Source organism: Bradyrhizobium sp. SZCCHNRI20481 (assembly GCF_032485055.1).
GTDB lineage: Bacteria > Pseudomonadota > Alphaproteobacteria > Rhizobiales > Xanthobacteraceae > Bradyrhizobium.
The window spans coordinates 63725-76964 of sequence record NZ_JAUEUE010000024.1 but is presented as its reverse complement, the minus strand read 5'-3'; the positions used below and the strand labels follow the sequence as shown (position 1 = coordinate 76964).

Annotated in this window: 13 protein-coding genes and 1 pseudogene; 9 read left to right on the top strand and 5 right to left on the bottom strand. The window is 66.2% G+C overall.

Annotated elements, in window-relative coordinates; all coding sequences use genetic code 11:
• Window positions 1-14 precede the first annotated feature (14 nt).
• Window positions 15-737: a hypothetical protein gene (locus QX132_RS30975; RefSeq protein ID WP_315812491.1), complete on the bottom strand. Its 723-nt coding sequence runs from the start codon at window positions 735-737 to the stop codon at window positions 15-17.
• A 202-nt stretch (window positions 738-939) separates the two neighbouring features.
• Here QX132_RS30975 and mbfA point away from each other — a divergent pair, with 202 nt between their 5' ends.
• The 3 genes from mbfA to QX132_RS30960 all read left to right on the top strand — a co-directional run bounded on the left by mbfA (window position 940) and on the right by QX132_RS30960 (window position 4073).
• Entirely contained in the window at window positions 940-1911 is a 972-nt protein-coding gene (mbfA, locus tag QX132_RS30970; protein ID WP_315713729.1) for an iron exporter MbfA, read from the top strand.
• Window positions 1912-1989: 78 nt separating this feature from the next.
• Window positions 1990-2520 carry a cytochrome b gene (locus tag QX132_RS30965; RefSeq protein ID WP_315783794.1) on the top strand — a complete coding sequence of 177 codons (531 nt, stop codon included), beginning with the start codon at window positions 1990-1992 and terminating at the stop codon, window positions 2518-2520.
• 83 nt (window positions 2521-2603) lie between these two features.
• A complete protein-coding gene (locus QX132_RS30960; protein WP_316163657.1) occupies window positions 2604-4073 on the top strand; it encodes an amidase in 1470 nt (489 codons plus the stop codon).
• Between the two features lie 188 nt (window positions 4074-4261).
• Here the strand turns inward: QX132_RS30960 and QX132_RS30955 are convergent, their stop codons facing one another.
• Together QX132_RS30955 and QX132_RS30950 are read right to left on the bottom strand one after the other, a co-directional pair.
• Window positions 4262-5350, bottom strand: a complete 1089-nt coding sequence (locus QX132_RS30955; protein ID WP_316163656.1) for a Zn-dependent alcohol dehydrogenase — start codon at window positions 5348-5350, stop codon at window positions 4262-4264.
• Window positions 5351-5391: 41 nt separating this feature from the next.
• Window positions 5392-7176, bottom strand: a complete 1785-nt coding sequence (locus QX132_RS30950; protein WP_315797115.1) for an acyl-CoA dehydrogenase family protein — start codon at window positions 7174-7176, stop codon at window positions 5392-5394.
• A gap of 62 nt (window positions 7177-7238) precedes the next feature.
• Between QX132_RS30950 and QX132_RS30945 the strand changes: the two are divergent.
• The 3 genes and pseudogenes from QX132_RS30945 to QX132_RS30935 form a co-directional block, all read left to right on the top strand.
• Window positions 7239-7478: pseudogene (locus tag QX132_RS30945) on the top strand (glutathione S-transferase N-terminal domain-containing protein); the annotation flags it as partial.
• Between the two features lie 239 nt (window positions 7479-7717).
• Window positions 7718-8302 (top strand): glutathione S-transferase C-terminal domain-containing protein, encoded by a 585-nt coding sequence (locus tag QX132_RS30940; protein ID WP_316163655.1) that lies wholly within the window; start codon window positions 7718-7720, stop codon window positions 8300-8302.
• Between the two features lie 95 nt (window positions 8303-8397).
• On the top strand, window positions 8398-9099 hold the full coding sequence (locus QX132_RS30935; protein ID WP_315734802.1) for an SDR family NAD(P)-dependent oxidoreductase: 702 nt from the start codon (window positions 8398-8400) through the stop codon (window positions 9097-9099).
• Between the two features lie 158 nt (window positions 9100-9257).
• Here the strand turns inward: QX132_RS30935 and QX132_RS30930 are convergent, their stop codons facing one another.
• Window positions 9258-9872: a GNAT family N-acetyltransferase gene (locus QX132_RS30930; RefSeq protein ID WP_316163654.1), complete on the bottom strand. Its 615-nt coding sequence runs from the start codon at window positions 9870-9872 to the stop codon at window positions 9258-9260.
• 78 nt (window positions 9873-9950) lie between these two features.
• On the bottom strand, window positions 9951-10154 hold the full coding sequence (locus tag QX132_RS30925) for a DUF1127 domain-containing protein (RefSeq protein WP_315734806.1): 204 nt from the start codon (window positions 10152-10154) through the stop codon (window positions 9951-9953).
• 113 nt (window positions 10155-10267) lie between these two features.
• Between QX132_RS30925 and QX132_RS30920 the strand changes: the two genes are divergently transcribed.
• The 3 genes from QX132_RS30920 to QX132_RS30910 all read left to right on the top strand — a co-directional run bounded on the left by QX132_RS30920 (window position 10268) and on the right by QX132_RS30910 (window position 13211).
• A complete protein-coding gene (locus QX132_RS30920) occupies window positions 10268-11188 on the top strand; it encodes a transcriptional regulator GcvA (RefSeq protein ID WP_315734808.1) in 921 nt (306 codons plus the stop codon).
• A gap of 120 nt (window positions 11189-11308) precedes the next feature.
• Window positions 11309-12619: an MFS transporter gene (locus tag QX132_RS30915; RefSeq protein ID WP_315775542.1), complete on the top strand. Its 1311-nt coding sequence runs from the start codon at window positions 11309-11311 to the stop codon at window positions 12617-12619.
• Between the two features lie 109 nt (window positions 12620-12728).
• The gene (locus tag QX132_RS30910; protein WP_316163653.1) at window positions 12729-13211 is read left to right on the top strand and encodes a CinA family protein; all 483 of its coding nucleotides are present in this window, start codon (window positions 12729-12731) and stop codon (window positions 13209-13211) included.
• Window positions 13212-13240 lie beyond the last annotated feature (29 nt).

Here is a 13240-nt window from a genome sequence, read left to right as displayed (position 1 = left end):
TCAGCAGGGCGTCCTCACGATTTGCGCGCCTTCTCTTTCGCTGCGCGATGCAGGTGGCGGTAGGTGCCGTCGAACACCGTATCGGTGCTCGACACCCATTCGGTGTCCTTGGCGAGGACCGGCCGGCTGGCATGGATCCGGCGTGACTGCAGCTCGCGTTCCGCCGCCTCGTCGGGGCTCATCGGCTCGACCGTGAAGTTCGCCTCCTCGGGAATCACGATCACCTGCGCGAACGGCTCGCCGGGGCGGAAGATGTGGGTCCGGCCCTCGGCAGGCGCCTTGAACACGCAGAAGAACAGCATCGGCCAGAAACTGCGCACCAGCGCCGGCACGGCGATCGGGCAGGTATCGGTGCGGTCGGTGTAGAATCGCGGATGCGGCTCGGTCCGGATCGCAAAGCCGTTGGGCACCTTGAGATCGAGCAGGATCTGGTAGGTGTAGAAGGCATCGCCGAAATTGCGGAATGGCGGCCATTGCAGGCTCGGGCTCGGCGGCTCGCCCCATTCGCCGGACAGCTCCAGCCTGCCGTCGCGCGTGGTGACCTGCAGCTCGAAGTCGTAGGGATAAAACAGCTCGATGCCATATTGCGCACCTTCCGAGAATGGTACGCAATGCCAGACCTGCTCATGCGAGCCGTTCGCGCGTGGCTGGCGTTCGCCCGCCCAGCCCGGGATGTCCATCCGGGTGCGGCGCGGCGCCAACCCTGGATCGTTGAGCCGATATTTGACGCTATCCATTGGAACTCCTTAGGTGGCTGAGCGGAACGCGAACGACGGACTATCCTCGCAGTTCCATGACTGGAGCTTGAATGCGACGTCACGAAAGGGTTTCGCGACCAATCTGCGGCCGGAGTTTGACCGCGGTGCAGCAAATCCATATAGACTTTAGAAACGTTCTAAATACTCGAATGTTGAGAGCGAAAGATCCGGGGACCTTGGAATGAAGAACTTCGCCGACCTCACCGAGCGCGAGATCCTGGCAATCGCGATCTCGGCCGAAGAGGAAGACGGCCGCATCTATATGAGCTTCGCGGAGGATCTGGCGGAACGTTATCCGGATTCGGCCAAGCTGTTCGAGCAGATGGCCGAGGAGGAGAAGGGCCACCGCCACATGCTGCTCGAGCTCTATGAGGAGCGCTTCGGCAAGAACCTGCCGCCGATCCGGCGCGAGAACGTCAAGGGCTTCATGCAGCGCCGGCCGATCTGGCTGACCAAGAACCTGTCGCTCGACGCCATCCGCCGCGAGGTCGGCACGATGGAGTTCGAGGCCGAGCGCTTCTACGCCAAGGCCGCCGAGCAGGCCAAGGACGTCGGCGTGCGCCGGCTGCTCGGCGATCTCGCCGAGGCCGAGAAGGGCCACGAGAAGGTCGCGGCGAAACTGACCGACAAGATCCTCAGCCCGGACGTCCGGCACAAGGAGGACGAGACGCGGCGGCGCGTGTTCGTGCTGCAATATGTCCAGCCCGGTCTCGCCGGCCTGATGGACGGCTCGGTCTCGACGCTGGCGCCGCTGTTCGCCGCCGCCTTCGCCACACATCAGAACTTCCAGACCTTCCTGGTCGGTCTCGCCGCCTCGATCGGTGCCGGCATCAGCATGGGCTTTGCCGAGGCGCTGTCCGACGACGGCTCGCTGACGGGCCGCGGCTCGCCGTGGCTGCGCGGCGCTGTGTGCGGCGCGATGACGACGCTCGGCGGATTGGGGCACACGATGCCCTATCTCGTCCCGGACTCCTGGACCAACGCGTTCTGGATTGCGACCGCGATCGCCAGTCTCGTCGTATTCTTCGAGCTGTGGGCGATCGCCTACATCCGCGCGCGCTACATGGACACGCCGTTCCTGCAGGCGGTGTTCCAGATCGTGCTCGGCGGCATCATCGTGCTCGGCGTCGGAATTCTCATAGGAGCGGCCTAGCATCCGCACCCCGGCGTCTTGCGAAACGTCCAGCCGCGAGGCTGATGGCGCCAGACCGACCGCAACGGAAAACTCGTCATGACGCCACGCTTGCATTACGGCACGCCCGCGAAGATCCTGCACTGGCTGGTGGTGGCGCTGCTCGCCATCCAGTATCCGATCGGCTGGCTGATGCCGGACCTGCACGCGAACACTCCCCCCGGCGCGCCGATGATCCTGCACATCTCGTTCGGTCTCACCATTCTGGCATTGATCGCCGTGCGCTTCGTCTGGCGGCTCACCCATCCGGTCGCACCGGAGAGCTCGCTGCCGCCCTGGCAGCGGCTGAGCTCGGAGGTCGTGCACTGGATGCTCTATGTGATGGTGCTGGCGAGCACCATCACCGGCTGGCTGTTCGCCTCCTTCCGCGGCTGGAGCGTGTCGTTCTTCTACCTGCTTCCGTTGCCGATGCTGGCCGCGCGCAACCCGGCCGGTAACCGCGCCATCGACGGGCTGCACCAGGCCTCCGAATGGCTGCTGCTGATCCTGATCGTCGTTCACGTCGCCGCCGCGATCGCGCACGTCTTCATCTATCGCGACCGCGTCATGCAGCGGATGCTGCCGGGCTAGAGGATAGTCCGCAATTTTGGTCAAGCGATCGCCATCCGCATCGGTTAAGACTCCCGGCAAACATCGTACCGGGAGGATCGACCTTGGCCGCACCGCAATGGACGTTCGCAACCGCCGTCGACACGGCGAAGGCATTGGCAGATCGTCAGATCTCGTCGGTGGAGCTGACCAAGCTCGCCATCGACCGCATCGAACGTCATGACTCCGATATCAACGCCGTCTGCGTGCGCGATTTCGAGCGCGCGCTCGCTGCCGCTGACGTCGCCGACGCGGCGCTGGCGCGCGGCGAACGGCGGCCCCTGCTCGGCCTTCCGCTCACGGTGAAGGAATCCTACAACGTCGCCGGCCTGCCGACGACCTGGGGTTTTCCGCAGCATAGGGATTTCATCGCGGCCGAGGATGCGCTGACCGTGACGCGCGTGAAGGATGCCGGCGGCATCGTGCTCGGCAAGACCAACGTGCCGCTCGGGCTCGGCGACTGGCAGAGCTACAACGACATCTACGGCACCACCAACAATCCCTACGATCTCGACCGCACGCCAGGCGGTTCGTCCGGCGGATCGGCCGCGGCACTGGCGGCCGGCTACGGCTCGCTGTCGCTCGGCTCCGATATCGGCGGCTCGCTCCGGGTCCCCGCGTTTCATTGTGGCGTCACCGCGCACAAGCCGACCTACGGCCTCGCGGCCTCGCGCGGCCACACGCCACCGCCGTTTCAGCCGCTGCCGGGCGAGGCGGACCTCGCCGTCGTCGGCCCGATGGCCCGCTCGGCCGCTGATCTGTCGCTGCTGCTCGATGTGATCGCAGGCCCCGACCCGCTCGAAGCCGGCAAGGCGTTTCGCCTCGACCTGCCGCCGCCGCGTCACGGTCGCCTGCAGGATTTCCGCGTGCTGGTGGTCGCGAGCGATCCGCTGCTGCCGACCAACAGCGCCGTGCGCGGCGCGATCGAGCGGCTGGCGGCCGACCTCGCGCGGGCCGGCGTCAGCGTCACGACGGAGAGCCCGCTGCTGCCGGACTTCGCCGCATCGAGCCGGCTCTACATGCGCATGCTGCTCGGCTTCATCGGCGCCACCATGCCGGCGGAGGTCCACGCCGGCGCCAGCCACGCGGCCGCGCAATTGCCGAAGGAGGCAGCGAGCCTCGCGGCCGAGCGGCTGCGCGGCATCGCGCTCAGCCATCGCGACTGGGTGCAGGCCGGCGGGGCGCGGGCGCGGCTGCGCGCGCAATGGCGAACGCTGTTCGAGAATTTCGATGCCGTGATCTGCCCAATCATGCCGACGCCGGCCTATCCGCACGACCATTCGGCCGACCAGGAGCAGCGCCGCATCAGCATCGACGGCGTCGAGCACTGCTACACCGATCAGCTCGCCTGGCCGGGCATCGCCACCTTGCCCGGACTGCCCGCCACCGCGATTCCGCTTGGGCTTGCCGACGGCCTGCCGGTCGGGGTGCAGATCGTCGGCCCGTACTTCGAGGACCGCACGCCGCTCAAGCTCGCCGAGCTGATCGAGCGCGAGTTCGGCGGCTTCGTTCCGCCGCCGCTGTTTGCGGACTAGTTAGCGATCGGGCTTCTTCAACAACGCCTCGCCAAATTCCGCCGTCGTCCTACATCGTCATGGCCGGGCTTGACCCGGCCATCCATCTTCCAGAGAGGCTGGATGCCCGGGTCAAGCCCGGGCATGACAGGTAACTAATAGGCAGACCCGCCGAACCTCATCACCTGCCTCACACCCGACCACCCACCTCACGCGTCGAACATGATCACGCTGCGCAGCGTCTTGCCGGCTTTCATGTTGGCAAAGCCCTCGTTGATCTCGGACAGCTTCAGCTTGGCGGAGATCCAGTCCTCCAGGTGCAGCTTGCCGCGCAGGTAGAACTCGATGAGGCGGGGCATGTCGACGCGGAAGTGGTTGGAGCCCATCGACGAGCCCTGAATGCGGCGCTCGCGCAGGAAGTCGAAGCCGTGCAGCTCGATCTTCTGGCCGAACGGGATCATGCCGACGATGGTCGCGGTGCCGCCAGGCGCCAGCATCGCGAAGGACTGCTCGGCGGTCTCCTTGCGCCCGAGCACCTCGAAGGCGTGATGCACGCCGCCCTTGGTGAGCTCGCGCACCTGCGCCACGACGTCGCCCTCAGCGGGATTGATGATGTCAGTCGCACCCAGTTTCGTCGCGAGCTGCAGCTTGGCCGGATTGGTGTCGATGGCGATGATGCGGCCCGCGCCCGCGATCTCGGCGCCGTTGATCGCAGCCATGCCGACGCCGCCGCAGCCGATCACGGCCACCGTCTCGCCGGCCTGCACCCGCGCCGTGTTGACGACGGCGCCATAGCCGGTGATGACGCCGCAGCCGATCAGCGCCGCGAGGTCGAGCGGCATGTCCGGGCGGATCTTCACGATCGCATTCTCGTGCACCAGCATCTGCTCGGCGAAGGACGAGAGGTTGAGAAACTGGTGCAGCTTCTCACTTCGTCCCCATGACAGCCGGTTGGAGGCGCCGGGCGGCATCTTCACCGTCGTATCGGTGCACAGCACCGGGCGGCCCGTCGTGCAGTTGTCGCAGGTGCCGCAGAACACGGACAAGCACGTGACGACATGATCGCCCGGCTTCACATAGGTTACGTCGGCGCCGACCTGCTCGACGATCCCAGCCGATTCATGGCCGAGCACGGCGGGCAGCGGATGCGGATACAGGCCTTCGATGAAGTGCAGGTCGGAATGGCAGAGACCGGCCACCGCCGTGCGGATGAGCACTTCCCGCGGCCCCGGCTTGGGCACACTGATGTCCTCGATCACCAGCGGCTTGTTGACCTCCATCAGCACGGCGGCTTTCATTGGCGTTCTCCCGATCTTGTTTGTTGTTGGTCGCGGCAAGCCTACGCCGCTGACAGCAGTTCGCCAACCTCCTCCATGTCAGCGGTACGTTCGCCGAGCAGCAGCGTGGCGATCGCATCATCCATCCTATTTTCCGCAAGCCGGAACGGATCGGACGGCGTCAGCCGGTGCGCGACGACGAGCTTCGCCAGCAACAGCCTGCGCGCGTCGCCGCGCATCACGTGGATGCGCGCGCTTTCCCAGGTCGTCGAGACGGCGCTCGCCACGTGATACAGCAGGCTGGTGGCGCGGCGCGCTTCGGACTCATTGTCGGCGCGTCCAGCGACCTCGCGCGCAAAGCCGACGGCACGATCCACGAGTCGATGCAGCTGATCGCGCCAGGCCTGCGGCACGGCGGCGCTGTCGTCGAGCCGCGCATGCAGGTCGGCTGCCAGCGCGGCCTCCGCACCGTGCCGGCCCACGGCGCGCTTCAGCGCATCGAGCGCGACGATGTTGCCGGTGCCCTCCCAGATCGAGCCGAGATGGGCGTCGCGCAGCAGCCGCGCGGTGACGAACTCCTCGACATAGCCGATGCCGCCGCGCATCTCCAAGGCATCGCCGCAGACCTTGCGCGCGTCGCGCGTGGCACGGAACTTCAATGTCGGCGTCAGGATGCGCAGCAGCGCCGCGGCCTCCTGGCTGCCGGCCTCGGCACGGTCGAGCGCGTCGGCGGTGAGGAAGCTCATCGACAGCGCCTGCTCGGTCGCGAGCAGGATCTTCATCAATTGCCGACGCCCGAGCGGCAGGTCGACGATGCGTTTTCCGAACACCACGCGGTTGCGCGCGACCGTGATCGCGTCGTGCCAGGCCCGCCGCATCAGCGCAGTCGACTTGACGCCGTTGGAGAGACGCGACGAGTTGACCATCTCGGCCATCTGCACGAAGCCGCGATCGAGCCGCCCGACCGCATAGGCGATCGCGCCCTCCAGCTTGATCTCGCCCGAGGCCATCGAGCGGGTGCCGAGCTTGTCCTTGAGGCGCACGATCCGATAATGGTTCTGGCTGCCGTCATCGAGGAAGCGCGGCATCAAGAACAGGCCGACGCCGCGCGTTCCCGCTTCGGCACCTTGCGGCCGCGCCAGCAGCATCACCACTTTCGCATCGGCATTGGAGCAGAACCATTTCTCGCCATGCAGGCGCCAATGGTCGCCCTCCGGGACGGCGACCGTCGTCAAGGTGCCGACATCGGAGCCGCCCTCCTTCTCGGTCATGAACTGGCCACCCTGGGTCAGCTTTCTCATGTCGGTCTGCGTCAGGCCATCGAGGTACTTGGCCTTGAGCCCGTCGCTGCCGAAGCTCGCCAGCAGCTTGGCGCAGCCATCGGTGACATTGATCGGACAGCCCAGACCGAACTCCGCCTGGTTGAACAGGAAGGTGAAGGCGTGCTTTGCCGCGACGGGATATTTGCTCGGCCAGCCGAGAATGCCCTTGCGGATCGACATCGCATGAATGCCGAACTCGCCAAAGGCGGCGCGCTCCAGCTCGCGATACGCGGGATGATACTCGACCCACTGCACGTCGCGGCCGAAGCGGTCGCGCTGGTGCAGCACGGGGCCATGACGGTCAGCCAAGCGGGCGCATTCGTCGAGATAGGAGCCGGCGAGCTCGCCGAGACGGTCGAGATGCGGCACGAGGTGCCGAAACAGCGTCTCGGGCAGATGGATGCGCAGGAGATCGGTGAGCGCCGGATCGGCGCGATAGAAGTTCAGCCCCGTGGTATCGGGCGCCAGCAACTCCGGCCTCGCGCCGCCGGTCATCACGTCATCGCGTTTCAGGAACTGATGCATGATCGTTAAGCCCTCGTTCGTTTCCGCAAGTCTCTGATGGACTCTTCGACAGGTTGCGCCTGATGGGATACACAACAAGCAGCGGCGTGCGCCGAACCGGGAGCAGATCCATGACCAATCAGCCGACGGAGGTTTATCGCATCTTCGGGGCGGAGATGTCGCCCTATTCGGTCAAGGTGCGATCGTATCTGCGTTACAAGGGCATTCCGCATCAATGGATATTGCGCAATGCGGAAAGCGAGGCGGAGTTCGCGCGGCACGCCAAGCTGCCGATCATTCCGCTGGTGGTCGGCCCCGGCGAGGTGCCGATGCAGGATTCGACGCCGATCATCGACGCGCTGGAGCTCGACTTTCCGCAACCCACGATTCATCCCGGCGACGCGCTGACGAGCTTCATCTCGGCCTTGAGGAGTTCGGCGACGAGTGGGGCAACAAGTGGATGTTCCATTATCGCTGAGCCCGTGATCTCGATCAGCGCGCCTCGGCCGGACGCATCGCCCGCATCCGCGCCCCCAGGGCGGACGAGGCCGAGTGCGGCGAAGTGGCGGATAAAGTCCGCGCCCGCATGGTCGAGCGGCTCTGGTATGTCGGCTCGAACGAGATCAACGCGCCGCAGATCGAGCAGGGCTTTGCCGAAATGCTCGACCTGCTCGAACGACATCTCTCGGTCAGGCCGTATCTGTTCGGCCACCGTCCGGCCTACGGCGATTTCGGACTGTGGGGCCAGCTCTACGAGCTGTGGACCGATCCGACCGCCGGCGCCCTGATCGAAGGCCGCGCGCCGCATGTGCTGGCCTGGATCCACCGCATGCTATGGCCGCGCGCCGAAGGCGAGTTCGAGCTGTGGCCGGAACTGTCACTGACCTTGATGCCGATCCTGACCCGCCAAGTCGGCGCGCTGTTCATGCCGTGGACGCTCGCCAACGAGCAGGCACTGGCGGGACAGCGCGACGTCTTCAGCGTGCAGCTGGGTGACTTCACGTGGACACAGAAGCCGCAGAAATATCATGCGCGCTCGTTGGCCATGCTCCGCGGCAAATACGCGTTCCTGCACGATCGCAGCCGACTCGACGTCGTGCTGGAGGAGATTGGTTGCCTCGCCGGATTGCAGCCGCGCCCCACCTGAGGGCGCGTGGCAAAAATGTGGGGACGAGCCGTAGGAAGTCGGCCGCCGGTGCATTAGCTTGATGCCTGCGGACGCTTTGGCCCAAGGACCTGCCCATGGATATCCCAGCCTACAAGATCGCCCTCATCGTCGGTGCCGGCGAAGGGCTCTCGGCCTCGCTGGCGCGGCTGTTCGCGCGCGAGAAGATCCGCGTGGCGCTGGCTGCGCGCAAGATCGAGAAGCTCGGCGCGCTCTGCAACGAGACCGGCGCCCGCGCCTACCCCTGCGATGCGACCAATCCGGAGGAGGTCGAGCGGCTGTTCGGCATCGTCGAGCGCGAGATCGGCGCGCCTGATCTCGTGGTCTACAATGCCAGCGCGCGGGCGCGCGGAGCGCTCACCGATCTCGTGCCGGCCGACGTGCAGCAGTCGATTGCCGTCAGCGCCTTCGGCGGCTTCTTGGTGGCGCAGCAGGCGGCACAGCGCATGCTGCCGAACAAGCACGGCGCGATCCTGTTCACTGGCGCCTCCGCCAGCGTGAAGGGCTACGCCCAGTCGGCGCCGTTCGCGATGGGCAAGTTCGCGCTGCGCGGCCTCGCCCAGAGCATGGCGCGCGAACTGTCGCCGCAGGGCATCCACGTCGCGCACTTCGTCATCGACGGCGGGATCAGGAGTGCGGCAAGGCAGGAGCCCGCCGAGCGCCCGGACTCGATGCTCGACCCGGACGCCATCGCTGCCAGCTATTGGAGCGTGCTGCAGCAGCCGCGCAGCGCCTGGAGCTGGGAGATCGAGCTCAGGCCGTGGGTGGAGATGTTTTGAGGCGCGGCGTAGTCATTCGATTGCCGATGCTCGCCTCACAACGACTGTCATCGCCCGGCTTGACCGGGCGATCCAGTACGCGCAGCTCGCGGAGAGGAACGTGGACAGACCGCAGCGTATGGGATACCCCGCCTGCGCGTGGCAGGACGGACGTCATATCATGAATGTGCTATGATGCGTGGCTCACGGTCCACTACCCTCAGGCCACCGCTTGGCGATTCCGTAGACCGGTGCCTCAGCTCCTTCTCGAACCGCACCAAGGTCCAGTCATCGGGATACTGGCGAAGATCGAAGCCGGACTTCCTGGCGAGCGCAATCATCACGTCGTTGGTACGCAGCGCGTCACCCGACAGCGTGACGCCGCCGAGCGCAACCGCACGGTGCTCGAGATTCGCGATCAGCGCCGGGCCGATGCCGTGGCCCTGCCAGCGGTCCTGCACCGACAGGCCGAACTCGACGCGGCCGGTATCGCGGTCGAGCGCGTAGCGCGCTTCGGCTACGATGCTCTCGACGCCGTCGTGATCCATCTCGCCGATCAGGCTGTAACGGTCGTTGCGGCCGAGCGCGACGAAATCGTCGAGCACAGCCGGAGGCAGTTCGCTCAGCGCGCCGAGGAAACGCTTGTGACGCGAGCGCGGGCTCAAGGAACGCACATAGGTCTGCAGCGCCTCGGCATCAGCCGATGTCACGAAGCGCAGCCGCACCTCCTCGCCACGCCGGGTGTGAATGGCGTTGGACGCGGCGGCGAAATCGGCAACGGCGGACGTCGGCATGACGGACTCCGGCGGAGATCAAATTGCCGGCGCCCTCCTTTGCGGAGCGGCGCCGGCGCGACGGGACGAGTGAGGGGCTCAACCCCGCCAGAACGGCTTGTCGATCTCGGCGGCGATATCGCTACGGGACAGGCCGAGGTCGTGCAGGTCGCGCTCCGACCATTGCGCCAGCTCGTGCCGTGTGCGGTAGCGGAGGCGCCAGGCGGCGAGCAGCTCGGCCACCCCCGACCAGAAGCCGGGAGTATGATGTTTCGTCATTGACGAGGAGACGTAGAATGACATGAAAGCCTCCTGTATTGCACTGAGCGTGCACTATCGGAGGCTTGCCTTTCATCTACAAACGACATTTACTACCGCTTCGGATGATATAACGTCATGTAAACGGGAGACCCTGAGTGACCCGGCTGCCGTCGCTGAATGGATTGCGGGCGTTCGAGGCCGCGGCGCGGCATCTGAGCTTCACCCGCGCGGCCTCCGAACTGAACGTGACGCAGACCGCGATCAGCCATCAGATCAAGCGCCTGGAGGATGAGCTCGGGCTGCGCCTTTTCGTCCGCCAGAACCGAAGCTTGGCGTTGACGCCGCAGGCCCGCGACTATCTCCCGCTAGTGCGGGCGGCGTTCGACGATCTCCGGCTGGCGACCGAGCGGCTGGTGCGCAAGGACAACGCCAAGGTGCTGACGGTCTCCACCATCGCCTCGCTGGCCGCCAAATGGCTGCTGCCGCGGCTGACGGCATTCCAGGAAGCCCATCCCGGCATCGACGTGCGGATCACGACCTCGACCACCCTGGTCGACTTCCGCAAGGACGACGTCGACGCTGCGATCCGCTATGGCCGCGGCCACTGGCCGGGCGTCCGGGCCGAATGGCTGATGGCCGACGAGCTGTTTCCGGTGTGCAGTCCGGCGCTGCTGCAGGGCGACAAGCCGCTACGCTGTCCGGAGGACCTCGCGCATCACACGCTGCTGCAGGCCAGCGGCGGCTATGACGACGACTGGCGGCTCTGGCTGACCGCGGCGGGTCTGCCGGTGGAGATGTCGAGGCAGGGCCGGCTGAGCTTCGACCTGTCGCTGATGACCGTCCAGGCTGCGATCGACGGGCTCGGCGTCGCGATCGGCCGCACAGCCTACGTCCAGGACGACATCGCCAAGGGCCGGCTGGTGGTGCCGTTCAAGATGGCGCTGCCGAGCGACGCGGGGTTCTATCTGGTGACCCCGGAGGGACGAACCGATCCGCCGAAGCTGAAGGCGTTCCGGCAATGGCTGAAGGATGCAACGCAGCAGAAGTCGGCCGCCGGCAATTCTGTTCAGGCCTAGGGCGCCTTGAGCGCAAAGCTATTGGCCGCCAGGGCCTGGTGTGGCAGATTGTCGCACCTTTCCCCTCGGCCGGCGTAGAAATCCTCCGCACGAGCCTCTCGACGGTAGGAGTTTCCCCGCGTGTCCTCAACGTCAATCCCGCAGCCGGCTACGATCCATTCGCGCATCGGCGCGATCCTGCGCGCCACCAGCGGCAATTTCCTCGAGCAGTTCGACTTCTTCCTGTTCGGGTTCTATGCCCCGATCATCGCCAAGGCGTTCTTCCCATCGGAGAACGAGACTGCATCTCTGCTGAACGCCTATGGCGTGTTCTGGCTCGGCGCCCTGATGCGGCCGGTCGGCGCGATCGTGCTCGGTGCCTATGTCGACAAGATCGGCCGGCGCCAGGGCCTGATCGTGACGCTCGGCATCATGGCGGTCGGCACCGTTGTCATCGCGTTCTGCCCGACCTATGCGACGATCGGCATCGCGGCCCCGATCATCGTGCTGCTCGGGCGGCTGTTGCAGGGCTTCTCGGCCGGCGTCGAGCTCGGCGGCGTGTCGGTCTATCTGTCCGAGATCTCCACGCCCGGCAATCGCGGCCTCTACACCTCGTTCCAGTCGTCCAGCCAGCAGGTCGCGATCTTCGTCGCGTCGGTCATCGGCTATGTGCTCAACCAGGCCATGCCGGCGGACATGGTGGCGGCCTGGGGCTGGCGCATCCCGTTCTTCATCGGGTGCCTGATCATTCCGCTGATCTTCTTCCTGCGCCGCACGCTGGAGGAGACGCCGGCCTTCCTCGCCATGAAGAAGCACCCGACCGCGCGCGAAGTGTTCGCCTCGGCGCTGGAGAACTGGCGCATCGTGATCCTCGGCATGATGATCGCGGTCCTGACCACGACGATGTTCTACTTCATCACCGTCTACGGTCCCGGTTTCGGCAAGGAACTGAAGCTGTCGGCGGCGGATTCACTGCTCGTCACTTTGCTGGTCGCCGTGACCAACTTCTTATGGAATCCGGTTGGCGGCGCGGTGTCGGATCGGATCGGGCGCAAGCCGGTGCTGGTGACCATCGCGGCTCTGGCGTTGCTGACCGCCTATCCCGCCTTGCACTGGCTCGCGGCGGCGCCGAGCTTCGGCAAGCTGCTCGCGGTCGAAATGCTGTTCTCGTTCTATTTCGGCGTCTACAGCGGCACCATGCTGGGCTGCCTGGTCGAGATCGTGCCTGCGCATGTCCGCACCACCTGCTTCTCGATCGCCTTTGCGCTGGCGGCTGGGCTGTTCGGCACCGCGACGCCGGCGGTCTCGACCTGGCTCATCAACAAGACCGGCGACAAGGCCTCGCCCGGCTACTGGCTGATGTGCGCCGCCGTGCTCGGTATCATCGCAGCGATGACCGTCTATCGCGGCGGCCGCCAGGCCGTCGCGGCGCGCGAGCCGGTCATTGCGTGATCGCTGCGAGGGGCAGCGCCTTCCTTGGCGCGCGCTTTCGGCGCATGATGGTGGGGAATGAACAGCAGCCGGCGGCAGCGGGTGTCGACGCTGCCGAAGGATGACCGCCATGCAGCACCTCATCGCTGTCGCCGAGAAGGTCGCGGCGCGGCTGATCGCCAACAAGCAGACCATTGCCGTTGCGGAGTCCTCCGCCGGCGGCCTGATCGCGGCGGCGCTGCTCGCGGTGCCCGGCGCCTCCGCCTATTTCCTCGGCGGCGCCGTGGTCTATACGCGCGACGCCCGCCGCGTGCTGATGGACATTCCGGACGAGGCGATGAAGGGCATTCGCTCGGCGTCAGAGCCCTATGCGGAGCTGCTGGCGCGGCAGATCAGGACACGCTTTGCGACCGATTGGGGCTTGTCGGAGACCGGCGCGGCCGGCCCGACCGGTAACCGCTATGGCGACGCCGCTGGCCATGCCTGTTTCGCGGTGGCCGGCCCCGCGACCGCTGTGGTCACTCTGGAGAGCGGCCGCAGCGACCGCTTTGCCAACATGCAGCTGTTCGCGAAAAGCGCGCTGGAGCTGTTGCTGACGAAGCTCGAACAGTAAGTGCTCCGGTGTCGTCCCGGGCAAGCCCG